This is a genomic window from Vibrio sp. 11-4(1) (genome assembly GCF_013048625.1).
GTDB lineage: Bacteria > Pseudomonadota > Gammaproteobacteria > Enterobacterales > Vibrionaceae > Vibrio > Vibrio diabolicus.
Window position 1 is genome coordinate 186,540 of the sequence record NZ_VHSY01000004.1, and the last position, 19,549, is coordinate 206,088.

Consider the following 19,549-nt stretch of genomic DNA (forward strand, 5'->3'; position numbering starts at 1 on the left):
ATTTGTTTTATTTTGCTCCGTAAAAACATATGTTATGCGACCTATTTTTAATATTCTTTAAACTTGTCATTAAATTTTCATTGAAATAGCAGCTTACATTCCAAAAAAGCAAGCAAAGGGAAACGTTTGCCTTGGGTAACATTAGTAATCTTTAATATTTATTTTTGAAAAATAACTGGCGTTAAATTATTTGGGGAGATTTTAGTGAAGCTAAGTAATATTAGTATCGCGTGTTTTGGTTTGCTAATACCACTGGTTTCTAGCGCACAAACTTTAGAACAAGCAATAGCGACAACATTTGCAACGAACCCTGATATCAAAAGTGCGTTTAACGAGTATATGAGTAGTCGTTATATTATCGATAAATCACGTGGAGCATATAAACCTAGTCTCGATATTGACGCGGGTATCGGTTACGAGAGCATTCACCCTTCCGACTCTACTGGTAAGAGTGATACCGAGATGACCCGCAAAGATATGGCAATTACTCTTACCCAGTTGATCTGGGATGGTTCAAAAACCCTATATGACATTGATCGTACCTCTGCAGATGCAGAGTCTGTGCGTTATCAGTTACTTGCAGATGCCCAAAATGTTGCGTTAGAAGTCATCAAAGCTTATTTGGATGTAGTAAAAACACAAAAGCTGACTGCGCTTTCCACTAGCAACCTAAACACACATAAGCGAATTTATACTGATATTAAAAAGCGTACAGAGTCAGGAATTGGCTCAGTTGCCGACCTTAACCAGGTTAAAGCTCGTTTAGCAAAAGCTCAAAGTAATGTTTTAGCTGCACAAAATAACCATAAAGACGCTCAAACAGCATTCTTTCGCTTAGTTGGTGAAGCACCAACTAACCTTATTTTTCCGCACGCAGACCAAAACTTTATCCCCAATTCTCTAGACGAGGCCCAATCGCAGGCTTTTGACAATCATCCTGTCATAAAAATAGCACTCGCAGATGTCGATTCTGCCAGGTTCCAATATAAACAAGCAGATGCAAACTATTTCCCAGTCATCTCATTTGAAGCGAAACAAAGCTGGAACGATGATGTAGGAGGAGTAAATGGTCTCAACTCTGAAACACAAGCAATGCTCCGTGTCCGATACAACCTTTACAACGGTGGCCGAGACTCTGCAAACAGTGACAGTATGGCCTACCAACTCAATAAAGCGAAAGACCTCAGAGAGCGAGCATACCGAAGTGTGGAGCAAGAGCTCCGCCTTTCGTGGAGCGCTCTTGAGCTGACTAAACAACAAAAGTCTTTTTTAATACAACACGTTGATTCCATGTCAAACACCGTTATTGCATACCAAAAACAATATCGTATTGGAAAGCGCACCCTACTTGATCTGCTGAACACTGAAAACGAGTTGTTTGAATCACGCAAAAACTACTTAGAAACACAATTTGCGCAGCAATACGCACAATATCGAACCCTGACTTCAACCGGGCAGCTTTTAGACGCATTGCGCGTCGACATACCGGAAGAGTGGACTCAATCGGTGGAGTACTAAATACAATGAAAAAGAATCTTCTAATCACTCTGGCTTTAGTCATAATGAGTCATCATAGTGCATACGCAAAAGATGAGCTGGCGTACATTCCTATACCAAAGGCGAATCAGATTGCTGACCTAAACGACTTGGACCAAGATGGTGTGATAAACGCTCGTGATCTTTGCGCAGGTACTCCAATAGGGGCAGAAGTGGACAATGATGGTTGTGAAACCTATTTGCATAAAGAAGAGCAATACCAACTTAAGATTTTGTTTGATAATGACTCTGCTCTTATTAACCAAATTTTTAAAAACAAGATAGATGAGTTGGCTGCATTTCTTAAAAAGTATCCAACCACTTCTATAGAGATACAAGGATACGCAAGTAAGGTAGGACGCGCAGAATACAATTTAAACCTATCTCGCCATCGTGCAGAGAATGTACGCGATCTATTGATAGAAAAAGGAATCCCGGGTGACCGCCTCGCAATTATTGCTTTTGGCGACACACAGCTAGCAGAGCCGGGTATGGATCGTGTCAGCCACGCATTAAACCGCCGCGTTACTGCCACTGTTGTCGGCCAGCAAGGGATGGTTAAAGATGAGTGGACGATATTCACTACCTTCCCAGAAGTAAAATAAACTTATACCCCTGCTTATTTACATAGATGAGTGGGGGTATTTTCATGTCATTACGCCTAACTAATTAGACACAACTAATAAAACAAACACTAACATTAATCATAACTCACTAATATTATAGTAAAAATTAAAAGTGAGCCTTTGCTCTCTATTAGTAGTAATATATTAGAGTCAAAATGAAAACCACCAATACTTTTAAATGGGAAGAAGATAAGCCAATCAATAACACTGAGAGGTTTAAGCAATCACCTTTCTTCACCACAATATGAAATCAATTTATTATATAGCTTTAATAAATCAATCATCTATTGAGGAAACATAATAAAACATGACAGAAACATGTCTTCGTAGATTGAGCCAGTTATTAAAACATTACAAACACTCTCAAACGTATCAGGTAAACCTCGACGATTTAGAACTGGTTTTTTCAACTTCTAGACGCAATATATCTAATATACTGAGAATACTTGACAGCTACAATTGGATCCACTGGGAGCCAGGTCGTGGCCGTGGGAAAGCCAGCACACTAAAAGTGACGGTAACAATACACCAAGCCCTCTACTTTACGATTCGTAATGAAATCAACAATGGTAGTTTTGACGTCATCTCGAGGTTACTTGAGCATTACCGTAGCACCGCTGTAAGCGCACTTAGCCAAGCACTCGCAGAAGTTTCAGAAGAAAACAAAGATTCAAATACACTCATCGTCAGCCAGTATCCTTGGGTAGATGAGCTAACCCCTTCACTGACTTATCGTTTTTCAGAACTGCAGGTAATACGCAGCTTGTATGACACCCTATTTACCGTTGATCACTACGGTCAATTAAAAAATCACCTCGCTTGTGAGTACAAAAATGAAGGCAGTTGTATATATATTTGGCTCCGCCCTGATATCTACTGTCACGATGGGCTAACATTACAAGCAGAAGATGTCGTACACTCTTTAAATAAGCTCATTACAACAGATGGTCCCGTCCAAAAATTACTTCAGCAAGTCACTCGTATCAGCTTCGATAATGCCAAACAAGCTATACGTATTGACTTAAAGCAGCCTAATAACTTATTCATTTACTGCTTAGCAACCGCAAATGCGTCTATCACTACTCGACGTCAGAAGAGCTTTAAAGGTCGCAGTATCACAATAGGTACTGGCCCGTTTGTACTTAGGCATTGGGATACCGACAAAATAGTACTGAAGAAACATCATAACTATTTCGCAAAAAAGGCATTATTGGAGCAAATCACGCTCTCTCATCAGGGGACTGAGCTGGATCAATACATCAGTTATAATCAGGAAACTGACGATACCGAATGTTATATGATTCAGGCATTTTCTTTTCTAGCACGTAACCGTCGCGCCGAGTGCTCACTAAGCGAGCAAACTTGGCAGCGCCTATTTTCTTTTATCGAGAGTCGTAGATTTGAATTTGCCAAAGCGAATGGCTTGGAAACGATGCACATTCTCGATGATAGCTCTCACAACGAGAATGTTCCTCAGCTTGAGGGAACGTTGGTCATAACCCATCCAAAGTGGACGATTGATTATTTAAGTAAAGCGAACCAATGGATCGTAGATTTAATCCGTCAAACTGGGTTGCATGTAGAATTTGTGGAGCTAACTGACGCTAGTAATCCTCAACTTGTAAAAGAACAAGCCGACTTGCTCTTTGTCGAAGATGTCATTGAGCCACCTTTAACCTATGGAATTTATGAGTGGCTATTAACAGGTACAGGTATTCGATTTGCTCTTCACTCTGATGAATTTGAACAGCATGTTAATCACGTACACGATGCAGTCTCAGATCCCACGCCTGAAAAACGTTTGGAGGGAATACTCTCGGAGCTCAGAGCTGATACAACAATCTTACCATTGTTCTGGGGGCAAGAAAAAATCACCAGAGCGAAAGGTGTAAGCGGTGTTCAACTCCGCAAATCTGGGTACAGTGATTTCTACAAACTAAGAGTCAGAGCCGGACAAGACTAATCTGTTAGAAGCTTCTGTTTGCTAATTACTTTTGTAGTCTACGATGTGAGTTTTCAAAATAATGCTTAATCGCATTAAGCGAGCACAAAATTGAACTCACCGACGACACGACCATCAATGTTGACAGGCTCAAACTGCAAATAATCACGGGCTTTTCCGCCCCACCACTCGTTACCAGTTCGCCCTTTTAAATAAAGATGAGTCGTTAACAGCTCTTTCTCTCCACGCCACAATTTTACGTGGATGTGGGGAGGTCGAGAGCTATATGGAACCGGAAATAACGTTTGAAAAAGGTAATTCCCATCTTCGTCAGTTAAAACTGCACCAAAGCCTGCGAAGTGAGGATCAAACTTATTATTGTTAGGTTGATTCGGGTGTTCATAGATGCCTTGTCCATCACATTGCCATATTTCTATTTTCATTCCAGACAATGGGTTTCCTGCTGTATCCATTACCTTACCCTGAAGAAAAATGGGCTCACCAATAAGACCTTTCGACTGCAAAATCAAATTTTGACGAAGTGGCACTGGAACCACGGGATAAAACGGCCCTTCCGTTTGAGGTGGTGTCGGCTTCATTGGGCTAGCGGATTTTAGCGAAGGCGCAAATATTAGCGACCATAAAGCTAAGAAGTGTCGACGTTCCATATCATCACCAGTGATTGTTTACCTTACTTAAGTTTGGTGATTCTTGATGATTTTTCCAGCATAGCAGCACACTAAAACAAATATGCCTCTGTTCAGGGCAACGCTTGAACAGAGGCATTTACAAATTAGCTACTAATAATTAAACGGCTTCAAAGGCTAGTGCTTTCTTCTCTACCTGACGGAAGATAAGAGTGAGCAAACCATTTACGGTTAAATAAAATGCGCCTGCAATACCAAATACCGTCAACGTATCGTAAGTTTGTGCGTTAATGCGCTGCGCGTAACCCATCAGATCCATGATCGTAATCGTGCTTGCTAGTGACGTACCTTTGAAGACCAAAATCACTTCGTTCGAGTAAGCCGGAACAGCGCGACGAATGGCGTATGGCAACAGCACTTTCAGTGTGGCAGTTTTGTTCATGCCTAATGCACGACACGCTTGCCATTGACCGGAAGGAATCGCGTTAAACGCCCCTTTGAACAACTGAGTACTGTACGCCGCGGTATTCAGTGCTAGCGCTAACATCGCACAAAACCAAGGTTGGCTTAACCATGTCCAGAATACGCTTTCTCTTACGACATCAAACTGACCTGGTCCGTAATACACCAAGAAGATCTGCACCAACAAAGGTGTACCAGTAAACAAGGTGATGATGCCACGACTTAACCAATGCAAACCCGGAGTACGTAGGATCAGAGTCAGCGTCATCATCAGAGCTAAGAGACAGCCCACCACCAAAGAAGCGACGGTCAATTGGAGGCTAGTGCCTAAGCCATCCAACATCTGCCAAACGTGTTGTTCGTTCATGCGGTAGCCTCCTGTCCCATACTCATGCCTTGAATTGAGAACTTCTTATCAATCAGTTTGACGGCACGTTGCGTAATCAAAGTAATGCCCAAGTAAATCGCCGCAGCAGTTGCGTACCATGTAAACGCTTCATGCGTCGCAGCAGACGTTAGCTGCGCTTGCTTCAATAAATCCGTTACGCCAATCAGTGACACAAGCGCGGTATCTTTCAGCAAAACCAGCCATTGGTTAGTTAAACCTGGTAGCGCGTGTCTTACTGCTTGTGGCAAAACAATGCGAACAAAAGCGTGTGCTTGACTGATGCCGAGTGCACTTGCTGCCTCTCTTTGCCCTCTTCCAACGGCTTTCAATGCGCCACGTAGAGTTTGAGAAGCATAAGAAGCGAAGATTAACGACAACGCCACCACGCCAGACAAAAACGGGCTAACTTCAATAAAGTCGCCGGTGATTAAAAACAGAACCTGCGTCGAACCAAAATAGATGAACAACACGACAAGGATTTCTGGCAAGCCACGGACAATCGTCACAAATGCCGTCATTGGCCATTTAACGAAAACGCGGCGAGACATTTCACCACTGGCGAATACCACTGCCAGAATCAAACCGACTAAAAGGCTTGTGAAGGCTAGCTGGACAGTCATCCAACTAGCTTGAACAAGCGATAAAGAGTAACCCGTTAGTGCCATATTACTTACCGAAGTACTTGTTGTAGATTACGTCGTATTCGCCGTTCGCTTTCACTGTTTTCAGTGCCGTGTTCAGCTTGTTCACTAGCTCATCGTTACCTTTGTTTACTGCGATACCGAAACCGTTACCGAAATATTTAGGGTTGGTTACGTGTTCGCCCACGTATGCTAGATTGTCTTCTTTCTTGAACCATTCAGCTACGACAGCTGTATCGCCGAATACAGAATCAATACGACCGTTCTTCATATCGATGAATGCGTCTTGGTAGCTAGAGTAAGGAACCGCTGTTACGCCCGGCATTTGCTCAATCAGGTAACTTTGGTGTGTTGAACCGTTTTGAACACCAACGCGCTTACCTTCTAGTGCTTTTTGATCAGCAACTTTTTCTTTGATAGAAACAAACGCTGCTGAGTTTTCATAGTATGCATTCGTGAAATTCACTTGCTCCAAACGCGCCTCAGTAATATCCATTGCAGAGATCGCCGCATCGTAACGTTTGAATTTTAATGCAGGGATCAGGCTGTCAAAAGATTGGTTATGGAAGGTACATTTGGCTTCCATTTCTTTACATAGTGCGTTCGCCAGATCCACGTCAAAACCTTGGATTTGGTTGTTTTCATCCATGTATTCGAATGGTGCGTACGTCGCTTCCATCGCGAATTTGATCTCTTCTTGTGCTGCTGCGTTTGCTGCCATAGTTGCAGAAGAAAGGCCGATTAGTGAAGCTAGTAGAATCTTTTTCATTGCAATACTCCGTGTGTACTTAGTGGGCTGACACTCGCAATGACAGCCGAGCTTATCTGTTAAATAGACTGAACTTTAAAAACGTAATTTAGTGATTTAGGTAGTCAGCAAACTGGGCGGTTTGCGGGTTAGAAAACGAATCATTTGTGCCGTGCTCGACGATGTGTCCTTTTTCTAGATACAGTACGTGGCTAGCGATTTTCTTAGCAAAATCGACCTCATGCGTTACTACGACTTGGGTGATGCCAGTTTCGCTTAAATCTTTAATAATCTTAACGACTTGGTTAGTAATTTCCGGATCAAGCGCTGCGGTCGGTTCATCAAAAAGCAAGACTTCCGGTTTCATCATCAATGCACGAGCAATCGCCACACGTTGTTGCTGACCACCAGAAAGCTGCATCGGCCATGCATCCGCTTTGTCTGCCAAATGCAGTGTTGCGAGAATTTGCATTGCTTGGTTCTTCGCTTCTTCTTTATCCATGCCAGATACTTTTACCGGAGCCTCAATCAGGTTCTCCATTACTGTCATATGCGGCCATAAGTTGTACTGCTGGAACACCATGCCTACTTTACGACGAAGTGCTAAACCTTGTTTCTCTTTGATTTCAGTAGAGAAATCAAAAACATCATTTGCGATGTTTAGCTTGCCGTTATCCGCCCCTTCAAGAAGGTTAAGAACACGCAGTAGAGAGCTCTTACCTGCGCCACTTGGACCAAGTAACACCAGTGTTTCCCCGCTTTCACACTTAAAGCTGACATCGTGAAGCACTTGTGTCTCACCGTAGGATTTATTGATTCCGCTTACCTGAATAGTCATGCTGACATACCGCATTAATTGTCACTTGGTATTTATATTACTCAACTGGACTTTTTATGCAATAAAAATGTATAAAAATTTAATTTGTTAATTTTTTGTATGATCTGCAACCACCAAGACAGAGTATCTGACTGGTTTGAAGAGTTAGTTTTAACTGAATTTGTTGAAGAAAAATCCAACAACATGGTGACGACCGAAACAAGGTTAAAATGGTGGTTATTTTTGTGCTGACGTGTAGAGGAAGTTTTGAGTCTATGAGGATGATCTATTCCAAGTACACCCGCTCATTTTTGCACAGCATCCCCTGTTAGTTTTCCTGTAAAATCCTCTATGGCAGGGTCCTGATTACGACTTCGCGAATGGACTATAATTTCTTTTTGTATCTGACTCTTAATTTGAGTCATCTAAGTATTAATGGGATAACTCCATGTTGAAGTCGCATTGTTTTTCTCTCGTTACACTCATTTCTTTGAGCTTGCTTTCTGTACCCAACGTTTGGAGTAGAACAGCAATCGTGTTACCTGGGTTGCATGAACAGGGTATTGATCTTCAAGATAAGCCTATCTCTGCTGCCGCTGCACTTGAATGGGAGTTGGATAATGCCGATATCGTGTTTGGAGCTTACGAAAATAAGAGTGATAACGAGCGTGTAAAAGCGCTTGGTTACATGTACAACCAAAAGCTGGAACTTAACTCAGGTTGGCTGGAAAACGATATACGTAACCAAGCAGAACTGAATGGAGTTGACTACGAAGATTTCTTTCTCCACTTTTCTGAAGACACTATCATCGCAGAGGTTGACTCCAGCCATGGCGAGAATACTCTACTCAATCGAAAACCGATGATTGTTGGTTATACGGCTAGTGCTGACCACGCCGGTTTTTGGCTATATCAACCACCGCCATGGGATGCTGATGTATTCGGTCAGGCGAATAATGGTGGTGCCCTCTATGTTTATCACTCAGAGAAGTTCGACCGCTTGACCCTTACGTTTTCCCAGTTTGCTCAAGGTGGCAACTTCACAATTGAATACCCTTCTGCCATCGATTCATTCGGTCTGGTAACAGAATGGAAAAGCTTCGCAATTAAAAAAGACAAGACTGAAAACATGACTAAAAACCAAACGGTAAACTGGTCTGTTCCTTCGGATTGGGTTCGCGCAACAACGCATGATGGTAGCGGACAAACCTATGGTGGCGGTCAGTATTTTGGGTCCACTTTTTTACGCGATGGTGGCCGTCTATACGTAGCGCGAGTGACTTGGCATGACGACAACATAGAAAATCGCCCACGCCTCGAAAACATTCAACTCAAAGATAGCTTCCCTGTCGTCAATCTCTTAGGAGCACCAACGGAGACACCTGAAGGTCAAACCATTCAGCGCTGGCGACAAATTCGAGGTTTTGACGAATCAGCTGATCGAAACCAAGATAATTATCTTTCTTGGCAAGAGTTCAAGAACCGCTCAAATAAGAATGCAACAGCACGATTTCGTTGGGAGTCACGCGTTATTCCATTTGGTCGCATGTGGAATCAAACCTCTTCTTGGGCATTGACTAATCTCGGCAATCCCGATTTTGCCAATACAATGCGCCACTATTATCAAGCTGAATGGGCGAAACAAGGTTTAAACGGTGCGTACAACGACGATACGAATAAGTTACTCGGAGAAAATCAGTTCTACGTTTATTCCGGTGGTGGGGTGGATGAGCTTGGTTTGTTGGCGGGAAGCCAAGCCGCTGATGATGCATACAAAGCGCAATTCTCGGCGTTCTTAAACAAATTGGCGACGCTGGATGCGGATGCGTTAATTGGCCTCAACATAGGCACGGCCAACTTATTCGGTCGTAACGGCCAAAACCACTTGGTTGATGCTGGCTCCTTGTACTTGCGCGAGCACTACCTTTTCCCTTCCACTGGCTTTAGTGGCTATGCTGGCTTGGCTAAGTTTTGGGATAACTCTGCTCTCGCCAAAGTTGGCCAGAAAGTGATTTATCAAGCAACAACGCGTTATGGTCGCGTTCAATACTTTGGTAACACAGAAAACAATTGGAAGCAGGACCAATATTCTGCACTAGTGGTGTTCTACTTAAACTATCACCCTGAGCGCAGTTACTTTAGCCAGTGGAATAATGGTTACGTATATGGAAGCAATAACACTACAGGTGACAACTTCTGGAAGGCAGGCATACCAAAGAATATTGCTTATCAACCTAGCACCTTGCTTGCCATCGATTTAGGTACGCCAGCCAATCAAATCCCAGATGGGTATCAGGCGACTCCGTTAATGATGTCCACCAGCACGCCCTATTCCGCCGATTACACGGTGATTGGAGATGCTTCTATGAGCAAAGTGGCTCATCCTGACTTGCCTAATGGCGCTATCGATTTGTTACCAACCCATACGTACTTTGCGTATCGCTCAGAAGATACGGTAGTGATGCATGGCCCTACAGAGATGGTGTTAGCTCGCGAATTTACTAAAGGCCGAGTGCTGTATCGGACTGATTTCTCTGGCAAGAATATCGATTACTTCTCCTCACCGAAGATAACTATCGCACTTCCAGAGCCTATGCGACCTGTAGATCAAGACGGTAACATCGGCGACTATGTTTCTCACATTGAGATCGGCGGCTACGAAGGGGTGTTCTTGCTGTATTAACTCCCTTTCAACCACTCTCACTAAACGCTTCATAAATCGCCGTTTTTATGCTTAACGTCACTGAAAAAACCTTGTTCACTGAATCTTTATAAACCGATGTATATACTGAAGTAAATGACAACGACAAGGAAATTCAGTCACATGAAGACGACACCTTCAATGCTCTCTGTTCTGCTGCTATCAGCATTATCAACTCATGCAAATGCGGATGAATGTGGAAAAATAACCATCGCGGATATGAATTGGAATTCGGCCAGCTTAATGGCGCACATCGACCAATTTGTCTTAAATGAAGGCTACCAGTGCGATGCGGAATTGATCCCTGGTGATAGCGTTCCTACAGGCACCTCTATGATTGAAAAGGGGCAGCCTGACGTTGCGCCAGAGTTATGGACAAACGGTATTAAAGAAGCACTTGATAAAGGGATTGCGGATAAACGCTTGCGTATCGCTGGTGAATCGCTTGTCAATGGCGGTGAAGAAGGCTTTTGGGTTCCCGCCTATCTGGTAAAACAGTACCCAGAGCTCGCGACGATAGAAGGCGTCATCAAGCACGCCAAACTATTTGAACACCCTGAGGATGATGACAAGTTCGCCTTTTATAGCTGCCCTGCTGGTTGGACATGCCAAATCACCTCCGGTCACTTGTTTAATGCATTAGGGTTAAGTGAGCACGGCTTTGAGATGGTTGACCCAGGCTCTGGCGCTGCACTAGCTGGTACCATCGCCAAAGCCTATGATCGCAAAATGCCTTGGTTTGGTTACTACTGGTCACCAACACCCGTATTGGGCAAGTATGATATGGTCAAAGTGGATTTTGGTAGCGGAACGGATCTCGAAGAGTATCGCAACTGTACCACCCAGCCTGATTGTACTTCTCCCAAAGTAACAATGTACCCACCTTCTCCAGTTCGCACAGTAACAACTGAGGCATTTGCGAACAAAGAACCCCAAGCATTCGCGTACTTGCAGAAACGCGGATTTACCAACGAGCAAATGAGTGAAATGCTGGCCTGGATGGAAGATAACTACGCAGATGGTGAAGAAGCGATGTTTTACTTCTTTAATACCTACCCTGACTTATGGAAAGGTTGGGTATCTGAAGACGTAGCGATGAAGATCGAAAAAGCGCTCTAGTGATTGACGTCTAACTCGTACCAAATAATTTAGCCTCCCATACCGTTTGAATAAATAGTATTGGAGGCTAATCAACGGTTCGTTAATACATGGTGTGACCATTCAATGTTTCTTTAGGAATCTCTTGCAGAGCGTCCCAATGTTCGACGATTTTCCCATTATGATCAAAACGAAAGAAATCCATCGTCACGTATTCAATATCATTAGGCCATGTTTGGTGAGTGTGTAGTGCCACCAAGTTCCCTTCAGCAATGGCTCGCACAAACGTAATGTCTTTATTGGGATACTCATTTTGCATCCGCTCAAAATACTCGATAAAAGCCTCGGGGCCATTTCCAACTAATGGATTGTGCTGGATGTACTCATCGCCAACGTAGTCTTCAACCGCCTTTCTTGGGTTACCCCGATAGGCGGTTTCGTAAAACGCAATGGCATTTCTTTTGTTCTCTTGCAGGTCCATTTTTCTTCCCTATGTCGCTCTACTTGATATTTAACGATAATCATAGTCTTAGAACCTAAGAAGTGACCGAACATCGCGCACAAAAAAGGCCGCTAAACCGCAGCCTTCATCACTTGAAACTTGGAATCACTGTCCCTTCAGAGCTTAAACCACACCACCAGCGCCCTGCATGGAACGCTCACTGTTCTCCACTAGCAATGCGGTTGCTGTTTGTTTCAATGTTTCCCACTCTTGGTCTTCGACAAAAATACCATTTTGCCAAGAGGCTTGTTGCGTGTTGCTTAACTCATCGCCTTCAATGTGAATGGTGTATCCCTGTGCGCTTTTCTCGATATCGAAATCGTTCACAGAGAGTTCGATAACCATACTATGCAAATCCGTATCATGCCCATCAAACTGATCCGAGAAAAAGACTTCTGGCGCGATTCGTCCACGATTTAACACATAAAGCGTTCGTTTTGGACTAGAGCCATTGACCCATTGTGCACGGCACGCAATGCCTTTTGCAGAGAGCTTCAACAACTCACTAAAACCTAGCCAACGGTTATGACACTGTTTCAACGTGATAGTAATCGACTTGCTGTTGATCATTTTCTCAAGTGCGAAATCCAACACGGCGGGTAAGTGGCACGCCACACTGCCATTGTGCAAATCCATCTCGATACTCGCTGACGTATTGTTGGTCACCGATACGGCGCAGTCCGAATCTAACCCAAGAAACAGGCTGGCGTTATTAAAGTGACGCACCCCGTGCAAGCCAACCATTTGCAAGTCCGCCACCATGTTCGCAATGACATCCGCCTCACCACAGTGACGGCGCATGCCAAGAAATGCCTTATTAACCGCGGCCACCAATTCGTTGTGAGAGACGATCATAATGCAAATCCTCCGTTGATTTTTAGATTGTCACTTTGCGCAATTTCTTCTCGCTCCGGCATGCTCGGGAAAATCCATGTGTCCGCCAGTTTTGGATCGTGAATTTCATCTAACAGCGGCGCACCTTGGAAGAAAGTTACTCGAACCCAACGATCCGAGCGCGGATCAAACTTAGTCGCACCAAAGATCGCCAACTTACAGCGCAATAAGTGCATTGGCAGTGCATCTTGGCGCAGCACGTTCATTTGAATATCACCCATTGCTCGGTTACCTAACGTCCATACACGACGTGTGATCGAACGATAAGTCGGGTTCTGCAACAAAAACTCCGCTACGGACATTTCTTCATCACAACCAAGCAAGGCGTGGTACAAGCGATTCACTTGTCTGCCGATATCAAGCGGCAGCTCTTTTTCTTCTCCTGCTTCCTCCCCACGAACACCAAGCCTTGGCTCTTCTTTGTCTTGTGAGCGATACCAGAACCAGTAGTTGTTCTCGGCTAGTGAGTAATCCGCATTAATCGCCCAGCAGTATTTGCTTTGCAGCACCTCAAGTAAGTCATGGATCTTTTTCCCGCCCGGAATCGATAACGTTTCATCCGTATTCATTTGGCTGGCAAATTCGTCCACCAAAGATGGGTAGAGTTCAATCAAGCAAGAGGTGAGGATTTCTTGGGCTTCCACACTCATTGTTTTCTTATGCTCGACCAAACTCGCCCAGTTCGGATGTGATGCCATTAACGTTGTTAGCTCCGATAGCAGTTGTTTGATGTCTGCTATCGCTTGATGATTGAGCCTGTCTTGATGTTCATTGATGGTGATGACTTGCTCTAAATGACGCTGTGCTTTTTGAAGCAATCCTTGCAAAGGAGCATGGAACGACGCTTCACACGGCATCGCAAAGACTCGCGCTACCGCACGTTCGCGAGAGGTCATCCATTGGTCAACGATGCACGGGTGATTAATCAAGTATGGAGCCATGCCTAAGCCAGTAGCATTGCCGACACCAAGGTAGCGCTGCAAGCCACGATGCAAAGCCACCGCGTTGTCGCCTCCTTGCTGAAGTGCCAGGTAGTGCACCCAATCCAGGCTGAATTCACGCAACATATATACGGCACACATTTGCGCACTAAAAGACTGGCTGAAATCTGGGTTATTCTCTAACAGTTTGAAATCGGCGATACCAAACTTTCCGTTACCATACACAGCAGTGGTACGAAGGATATACCCCACTTCCGCCAACTCTTTTGGCTCGGGCTGCTTGCCTTGAGAAAGAGCGCTAACAATGTGCTCAAACACGCGCACGCTTTTGTTTGCGCGAGCCAGAACAAGTACGTTGTTTGGATTACGTCCCGCTTCTTGCAGCGGTACATTTGCTCGCAATCTTTCCAACAAAGTAACATCAACATCGCCTTGAACCAGTGCAAATGTGACGTCCCACTTTTCAGCAATGACGCGGTCATTACGCTCGTCATCAGCAATTTCATCACAGAACACCACCAAATGATAAACGTGCTCTGGCGTGGTCAACTTGTAAATAACGTGACCATAACCACGCGGACAAAGTTGCCACTCATGCTTGGTTACTTGCCAGTTTTGGCTTGCCATATTACGAATCAGACTACGAACAAAGCTGATTCGGTTTTGGTGCATTGCGCCAAGCCTTTCGGCTGCCATGACAATCGCTGCATCGCGCATAGTTGCTTCCGTATAAGTAGAACGATGTGCATCCATTTTGCTCACCACCTATTTGTTATTGTAAGAATACTAGGGTTTGTGCGGATGCAGGAGGAAAACACCCGCACAAGCTCCACGTTGTTTGAATTAAATAATTGTTATAGCCCTTGCTCTTTCGCCATTTTGATTGCGATTTGCGGCGCATTCCAAAGTGACGGTAACAAAATCAGCGAAACCGGAACCGCGGTAATGACAATGAAAGATTGCAGAGCAGAGATGCCGCCAGAGCCAAGGGAAATCAGGATCAATGCTGTCACACCCATCATTACGCCCCAGAAGGTACGGATGATCGCATTCGGCTCCGTTTCACCACTGATCACGACACTGATTGTGTAGGTCATTGAGTCGCCCGTCGTGACGATGAAGATCGTGGTTAAAATCAGAAATAGAATTGAAGTCAGCATTGGCATTGGTAGTTGCTGAGTCACCGCAAGCAAAGCACCTGGCAAGTTAAAGCCTTCAAACGCCGCACTCACACTACCCGGTTCAGCAATTTCAAACGCAAGGCCAGAGCCGCCTACAATCGTGAACCAAAAACAGGTGGTGAGCGGAGCAACAATGCTGATGGTGGAAATAACTTGGCGAATAGTGCGACCACGAGAAATACGCGCAATAAAGATTGCCATCATCGGACCATAACCAAGGAACCAGCCCCAGAAAAATACTGTCCACCAGCTTAGCCAACCTTCGTCACCGCGATAGGTCGCCATTGGGATAAAGTTATCCAGCATGCTCCCTACACCTTGAATGTATCCGTTAAAGATAAAATTCGTAGGGCCAAAAAACAGGATGTAAACCATCAATGCCATTGCCAGAATCACGTTGTAACGACTAAGCAGTTGCATGCCTCGGCTTAATCCACTGAGTGCTGACAAGGTGTAAAACGCAATCGCAAACAAAATGATGATAAGCTGAGTGGTAAAGCCATCAGGAATATCAAACAGCGCATTTAACGCGTAGCTAACCTGCAAGCCCAGAAACCCAATTGGGCCGATGGTGCCCGCGGCTACCGCGATAATGCAGCATGCGTCTATCAATGCACCGAGTTGGCCTTTAAGTGCTCGTTCGCCCAACACAGGGTAAAGCAAAATACGTGGTTTTAGTGGTAAACCTTTGTCGTAATGCAGGTGCATCACCACGATGGAAGTTAAGCTACCTACAATCGCCCAAGCCAGAAAGCCCCAGTGCATAAAGGATTGCGACAACGCATTCACCGCACCTTGCTGCGGGTTATCTTGCGCGCCGTATAGAGGGGGTGGGCTAACATAGTGTGCGATAGGCTCAGCCGCGGCCCAGAAAACGCCACCACCAGCCAATAAGGTACAGAAAATAATCGCCATCCAGCGGAAAGAATCCATTTCTGGTTTCGCAATCCCGCCCAACATCACCTTGCCTGTTCGCCCTGCAGCCAAGCCAAGACCAATAAGAAAAGTGAGAAGCAGCAGTAACTGCCAGTAAGGACCAAACACCTGAACTGCCCAGCCAAAGCCAGCGTTAACAATCGTAGATAACAACTCGCCGTCATAAAGTGCAATAGCAACGAACAACGCGATAAAACCACCGCTATACCAAAAGGCCGGGTTATTCAGTCCTAATTTGTCCGTCGTGTTTTCTGTTGTTGATGTGTTGTGTGTTGCTTTTGACTTGCCCGATGACACGCTCATCGTGGAAGCTTTCATGCTATTGGTTAAATCAGACATACTCTGGCTCCAGAGGTTCTTTGCAGCAGCCAAAGACTGGCTACAAATGTGAGTTTTACGCCTGCCGTATTGTTGTTATGTAGGCAGGCGGTTCCTAATTTTGGGTGTACTATGAAATAGGCTCTAATCCTTCTTTGAGGAAGTTAAACCAGTTTTCACCCAATATTTTTCCTGCCTCAGATTCACTGAATCCGTGACGCATTAATCCGTTGTAGATGTTCTCCATCCCTGCACTGCCGCAGAACCATGGCAGCGCATCTGGCCATCCCGAGTTACTTGCTGAACCTTCGCCGTAATCCATCGCTTTTGACCAACGACCGTTGCGCATCCACTCCAACACTTGTTGCGGCTGGTTTAAGCACAAATCGCTACCGATACCTAAATGGTCAACGCCAAGCATGTCTGCGGTTTTCGCAACCATCTGGCAGAAATCATCCAGCGTGCACTGGCTGCCATTTGGCAAATGGAACGGATATAAACTGAATCCAATCAAACCGCCGCGCTCCGTCAGTGCTTTGATCACGGTGTTGGACTTGTTACGCAGTGCGTCATGCGCAAATGTCGGGTTAGCATGGCTGATACAAATTGGACGCGAAGAGAGCTCGATAGCTTCCAACGTTGAACGCTCCGCGCTGTGGGACATATCAATGATCATCCCGACTCGGTTCATCTCCTCAATCGCTTGCTTACCAAAGCGAGTTACGCCGGAATCGTTTTGTTCGTAACAACCTGTCGCTAGTAAGCTTTGGTTGTTGTAGGTCAATTGCATGATCAGCAGACCTTGGCGGCGCATCACTTCAATCAGGCCAATTTCATCATCAATCGGTGAGCAATTCTGCGCGCCGAAGAAGATGCCGACTTTGCCTTCTGCTTTGGCTTTTTCTACATCTGCCATTGAATAAATAGGCATGATGAGGTCCGCATTTTGCTCGAAGCGCAAGTTCCACTCAGCAAAACGCGTTAAGGTTTCGCGCGCAGTTTCGTGGTAGACGATGGTGGCATGAACGGCGGTAATGCCACTCGCCTTAAGCGTTTGGAAGTACTCTCGATCCCAATTGCAGTACTGCAACCCGTCAATCACAATCCGTTGTTGGTACATAACCACTCCTTAAACAATTTCTTAGCCTTTCAGTGCGGGTAACTGACACCATCAGCTACCCTGCTGTTCTTAGTAAGGGCGCTGATAAGCGGTTTTCACCACGGTGTAGAACTCTTTGGCGTACTGACCTTGCTCACGAGGGCCAAAGCTAGATTCTTTACGGCCACCAAATGGGACGTGATAATCTGTACCCGCAGTTGGCAAGTTAACCATGACGCAGCCCGTTTGGACTTGCTGTTTGAAGATCGCGCTATTGCGCAAGCTTTGCGTGATAATGCCGCCTGTCAGGCCAAAGCGCGTATCATTCGCGACTGCAATCGCCTCATCCAGATCAGAAACGCGAATCACGCTTGCCATTGGTGCAAAGACTTCTTCTTGGTTCACTTCCCAGCTGTTTTGTGTGTTCAAGAACAGGGTTGGTGACATGTAGTACCCGTCATGCTCTAGGCTCAGACGCTCGCCACCAAAAGCCAGCTCTGCGCCCGCTTGGCGTGCGTTTTCAATCCACTCAAAGTTCGCATTCAGCTGGTTACCATCAACAACAGGGCCCATGAATACGCCCTCTTCCAGTGCGTGACCCACTTTTAATTCGCTCATGCGTTTGATTAGCGCTTCAACATACGCGTCGTGAATTCCGTCCATAACCACAAGACGAGAAGACGCGGTACATTTTTGACCTGCACCCGAGAATGAGCCTGCGATTGTGGCTTCAACGGCAATTTGAATATCTGCATCATCTGCCACTACGAGCGCGTTTTTACTGCCCATCTCTAGCTGACAACGCACAAAGTTTGGTGCCGTTGCCGCGGCGACTTTACGGCCTGTGTCCACAGAACCAGTGAAGCTCACGCCGTTCACATCTTTCGAATTGATAAGGGTATTACCAACTTGCGAACCGCTACCCAAAACGAGGTTAAACGTGCCAGCAGGTAAACCTTGGCGATGGATAATCTCAGTCAGTGCAACGGCACTTGCTGGAGTTAGGTTGGCAGGCTTCCAGACGACACTGTTGCCAAACGCAAGTGCTGGCGCGATTTTCCAAGCCGCTGTTGCTGTTGGGAAGTTCCAAGGAGAGATAATGGCGATAACGCCGACGGCTTCGCGAGTAACTTCAACGGAGACACCTGGACGGACGGAAGCAGCGTTATCGCCAATTTGACGCAGTACCTCAGCAGCAAAGTATTGGAAGAATTGGCCGGCACGGTAAATCTCACCTCGACCTTCAGCAAATGGCTTACCTTCTTCACGCGAAAGCAAGGTGCCCAATTCGTCACATCGTGCAATGAGCTCATCACCAATCGCTTGCAGCACTGCTTGTTTGCGCTCGATTGGTGTTTTTTCCCACTCTGGCTGCGCTGATTTAGCCGCTTGAATCGCTTGCTCTACTTGCGACACACTCGCTTGTGCGAAATCGCCAATGTTTTCGCTGATATCAGAAGGGTTAATATTGGCGATGGTGTCCATGCCCGATTGCCATTCACCTGCTATATAGAGGGATTTTTCTGCTTGAACATTGTTAATAAAAGTCATGGTTCTTTCCTTGTTCTTCCGATTTGTGATGGCAAGCCACCCACTCACTGATCTCAATTATTCTTGTTGGATTTATTCTGGTTGGCTTGCCGACGCGTAGACGACAAACTCCACCAACATTTCTTCTCGTGCTAACCCTGCAACCACCATGGCGGCGCGATTTGGGTACGGCGCTTCAAAATATTCCGCGTACACTTGGTTAACGGTTTTTAAGTATTCTCTGTCGGTCACGTAAATCAGGACCTGCAATACAGAGTCCAAAGACTCCCCTGCACACTCCAGGGTGTGAATGAGATTGTTAAAGGTTTGACGTGTTTGTGCTTCGATGCCGCCTTCCACAACCGCACCTGTGTCATCAATAGGAATTTGAGCCGTATACAGGGTTCCGTTGTTGACTATCGCCCATTCAAGCGGCGCTTTAGAAGCAAATAGACTGGTTTTAACTGGGTGTTTTTTAGTAGAAGTATTCACGTGCCTTTCAACCTTTGTAACAGCTTTGTTTCAATATGGTTAAATGATGC

At 45.3% G+C, this 19,549-nt stretch carries 17 protein-coding genes; 5 read left to right on the forward strand and 12 right to left on the reverse strand.

Features of this window, described 5'->3' with window-relative positions; genetic code table 11:
• Window positions 1–204 precede the first annotated feature (204 nt).
• The 3 genes from FKN16_RS09740 to FKN16_RS09750 all read left to right on the forward strand — a co-directional run bounded on the left by FKN16_RS09740 (window position 205) and on the right by FKN16_RS09750 (window position 4,125).
• The gene (locus FKN16_RS09740) at window positions 205–1,518 is read left to right on the forward strand and encodes a TolC family outer membrane protein (RefSeq protein WP_048625183.1); all 1,314 of its coding nucleotides are present in this window, start codon (window positions 205–207) and stop codon (window positions 1,516–1,518) included.
• Window positions 1,519–1,523: 5 nt separating this feature from the next.
• Window positions 1,524–2,141 carry an OmpA family protein gene (locus tag FKN16_RS09745; RefSeq protein WP_168187771.1) on the forward strand — a complete coding sequence of 206 codons (618 nt, stop codon included), beginning with the start codon at window positions 1,524–1,526 and terminating at the stop codon, window positions 2,139–2,141.
• Window positions 2,142–2,469: 328 nt separating this feature from the next.
• Window positions 2,470–4,125: an ABC transporter substrate-binding protein gene (locus FKN16_RS09750; RefSeq protein ID WP_065646165.1), complete on the forward strand. Its 1,656-nt coding sequence runs from the start codon at window positions 2,470–2,472 to the stop codon at window positions 4,123–4,125.
• Window positions 4,126–4,199: 74 nt separating this feature from the next.
• On the opposite strand, the gene FKN16_RS09755 is transcribed toward FKN16_RS09750, so the two are convergent.
• The 5 genes from FKN16_RS09755 to artP all read right to left on the reverse strand — a co-directional run bounded on the left by FKN16_RS09755 (window position 4,200) and on the right by artP (window position 7,828).
• Window positions 4,200–4,772: a protocatechuate 3,4-dioxygenase gene (locus FKN16_RS09755; RefSeq protein ID WP_170902577.1), complete on the reverse strand. Its 573-nt coding sequence runs from the start codon at window positions 4,770–4,772 to the stop codon at window positions 4,200–4,202.
• A 139-nt stretch (window positions 4,773–4,911) separates the two neighbouring features.
• Window positions 4,912–5,580: an arginine ABC transporter permease ArtM gene (gene artM, locus FKN16_RS09760; RefSeq protein WP_170902578.1), complete on the reverse strand. Its 669-nt coding sequence runs from the start codon at window positions 5,578–5,580 to the stop codon at window positions 4,912–4,914.
• Window positions 5,577–6,266 carry an arginine ABC transporter permease ArtQ gene (artQ, locus tag FKN16_RS09765; RefSeq protein WP_005388570.1) on the reverse strand — a complete coding sequence of 230 codons (690 nt, stop codon included), beginning with the start codon at window positions 6,264–6,266 and terminating at the stop codon, window positions 5,577–5,579. The genes artM and artQ overlap by 4 nt, the downstream gene beginning before the upstream one ends.
• A 1-nt stretch (window position 6,267) precedes the next feature.
• Window positions 6,268–7,011, reverse strand: coding sequence for an arginine ABC transporter substrate-binding protein (locus FKN16_RS09770; RefSeq protein ID WP_005390934.1), 744 nt, complete (start codon window positions 7,009–7,011; stop codon window positions 6,268–6,270).
• Between the two features lie 88 nt (window positions 7,012–7,099).
• Window positions 7,100–7,828, reverse strand: a complete 729-nt coding sequence (gene artP / locus FKN16_RS09775) for an arginine ABC transporter ATP-binding protein ArtP (RefSeq protein WP_104970792.1) — start codon at window positions 7,826–7,828, stop codon at window positions 7,100–7,102.
• 427 nt (window positions 7,829–8,255) lie between these two features.
• Between artP and FKN16_RS09780 the strand changes: the two genes are divergently transcribed.
• Window positions 8,256–10,490, forward strand: coding sequence for a hypothetical protein (locus FKN16_RS09780; protein WP_170902579.1), 2,235 nt, complete (start codon window positions 8,256–8,258; stop codon window positions 10,488–10,490).
• Between the two features lie 141 nt (window positions 10,491–10,631).
• Window positions 10,632–11,627 carry an ABC transporter substrate-binding protein gene (locus tag FKN16_RS09785; RefSeq protein WP_005390942.1) on the forward strand — a complete coding sequence of 332 codons (996 nt, stop codon included), beginning with the start codon at window positions 10,632–10,634 and terminating at the stop codon, window positions 11,625–11,627.
• 82 nt (window positions 11,628–11,709) lie between these two features.
• Here the strand turns inward: FKN16_RS09785 and FKN16_RS09790 are convergent, their stop codons facing one another.
• The 7 genes from FKN16_RS09790 to FKN16_RS09820 all read right to left on the reverse strand — a co-directional run bounded on the left by FKN16_RS09790 (window position 11,710) and on the right by FKN16_RS09820 (window position 19,499).
• The gene (locus FKN16_RS09790) at window positions 11,710–12,087 is read right to left on the reverse strand and encodes a nuclear transport factor 2 family protein (RefSeq protein ID WP_005390944.1); all 378 of its coding nucleotides are present in this window, start codon (window positions 12,085–12,087) and stop codon (window positions 11,710–11,712) included.
• A gap of 144 nt (window positions 12,088–12,231) precedes the next feature.
• Entirely contained in the window at window positions 12,232–12,963 is a 732-nt protein-coding gene (locus FKN16_RS09795; RefSeq protein ID WP_047009283.1) for a DUF3726 domain-containing protein, read from the reverse strand.
• Entirely contained in the window at window positions 12,960–14,696 is a 1,737-nt protein-coding gene (locus FKN16_RS09800) for a hypothetical protein (RefSeq protein ID WP_170902580.1), read from the reverse strand. The genes FKN16_RS09795 and FKN16_RS09800 overlap by 4 nt, the downstream gene beginning before the upstream one ends.
• A 101-nt stretch (window positions 14,697–14,797) precedes the next feature.
• Complete coding sequence (locus FKN16_RS09805) at window positions 14,798–16,399, reverse strand: BCCT family transporter (protein ID WP_170902581.1); 1,602 nt, start codon at window positions 16,397–16,399, stop codon at window positions 14,798–14,800.
• Window positions 16,400–16,508: 109 nt separating this feature from the next.
• Window positions 16,509–17,498, reverse strand: coding sequence for a membrane dipeptidase (locus tag FKN16_RS09810; protein ID WP_170902582.1), 990 nt, complete (start codon window positions 17,496–17,498; stop codon window positions 16,509–16,511).
• A 69-nt stretch (window positions 17,499–17,567) separates the two neighbouring features.
• A complete protein-coding gene (locus FKN16_RS09815) occupies window positions 17,568–19,028 on the reverse strand; it encodes an aldehyde dehydrogenase family protein (protein WP_053349978.1) in 1,461 nt (486 codons plus the stop codon).
• A 72-nt stretch (window positions 19,029–19,100) separates the two neighbouring features.
• Window positions 19,101–19,499, reverse strand: a complete 399-nt coding sequence (locus FKN16_RS09820; protein WP_012842492.1) for a RidA family protein — start codon at window positions 19,497–19,499, stop codon at window positions 19,101–19,103.
• Between the last annotated feature and the right edge of the window lie 50 nt (window positions 19,500–19,549).

Excerpts from the sequence above, each read along its gene's own strand:
- FKN16_RS09815 (WP_053349978.1), bottom strand. The coding sequence starts at position 19,028 with ATGACTTTTATTAACAATGTTCAAGCAGAAAAATCCCTCTATATAGCA.
- FKN16_RS09790 (WP_005390944.1), bottom strand. The coding sequence starts at position 12,087 with ATGGACCTGCAAGAGAACAAAAGAAATGCCATTGCGTTTTACGAAACC.
- FKN16_RS09785 (WP_005390942.1), top strand. The coding sequence starts at position 10,632 with ATGAAGACGACACCTTCAATGCTCTCTGTTCTGCTGCTATCAGCATTA.
- FKN16_RS09745 (WP_168187771.1), top strand. The coding sequence starts at position 1,524 with ATGAAAAAGAATCTTCTAATCACTCTGGCTTTAGTCATAATGAGTCAT.
- FKN16_RS09810 (WP_170902582.1), bottom strand. The coding sequence starts at position 17,498 with ATGTACCAACAACGGATTGTGATTGACGGGTTGCAGTACTGCAATTGG.
- FKN16_RS09805 (WP_170902581.1), bottom strand. The coding sequence starts at position 16,399 with ATGTCTGATTTAACCAATAGCATGAAAGCTTCCACGATGAGCGTGTCA.
- artM (WP_170902578.1), bottom strand. The coding sequence starts at position 5,580 with ATGAACGAACAACACGTTTGGCAGATGTTGGATGGCTTAGGCACTAGC.
- artQ (WP_005388570.1), bottom strand. The coding sequence starts at position 6,266 with ATGGCACTAACGGGTTACTCTTTATCGCTTGTTCAAGCTAGTTGGATG.
- FKN16_RS09780 (WP_170902579.1), top strand. The coding sequence starts at position 8,256 with ATGTTGAAGTCGCATTGTTTTTCTCTCGTTACACTCATTTCTTTGAGC.
- FKN16_RS09755 (WP_170902577.1), bottom strand. The coding sequence starts at position 4,772 with ATGGAACGTCGACACTTCTTAGCTTTATGGTCGCTAATATTTGCGCCT.
- FKN16_RS09750 (WP_065646165.1), top strand. The coding sequence starts at position 2,470 with ATGACAGAAACATGTCTTCGTAGATTGAGCCAGTTATTAAAACATTAC.
- artP (WP_104970792.1), bottom strand. The coding sequence starts at position 7,828 with ATGACTATTCAGGTAAGCGGAATCAATAAATCCTACGGTGAGACACAA.
- FKN16_RS09795 (WP_047009283.1), bottom strand. The coding sequence starts at position 12,963 with ATGATCGTCTCTCACAACGAATTGGTGGCCGCGGTTAATAAGGCATTT.
- FKN16_RS09770 (WP_005390934.1), bottom strand. The coding sequence starts at position 7,011 with ATGAAAAAGATTCTACTAGCTTCACTAATCGGCCTTTCTTCTGCAACT.
- FKN16_RS09800 (WP_170902580.1), bottom strand. The coding sequence starts at position 14,696 with ATGGATGCACATCGTTCTACTTATACGGAAGCAACTATGCGCGATGCA.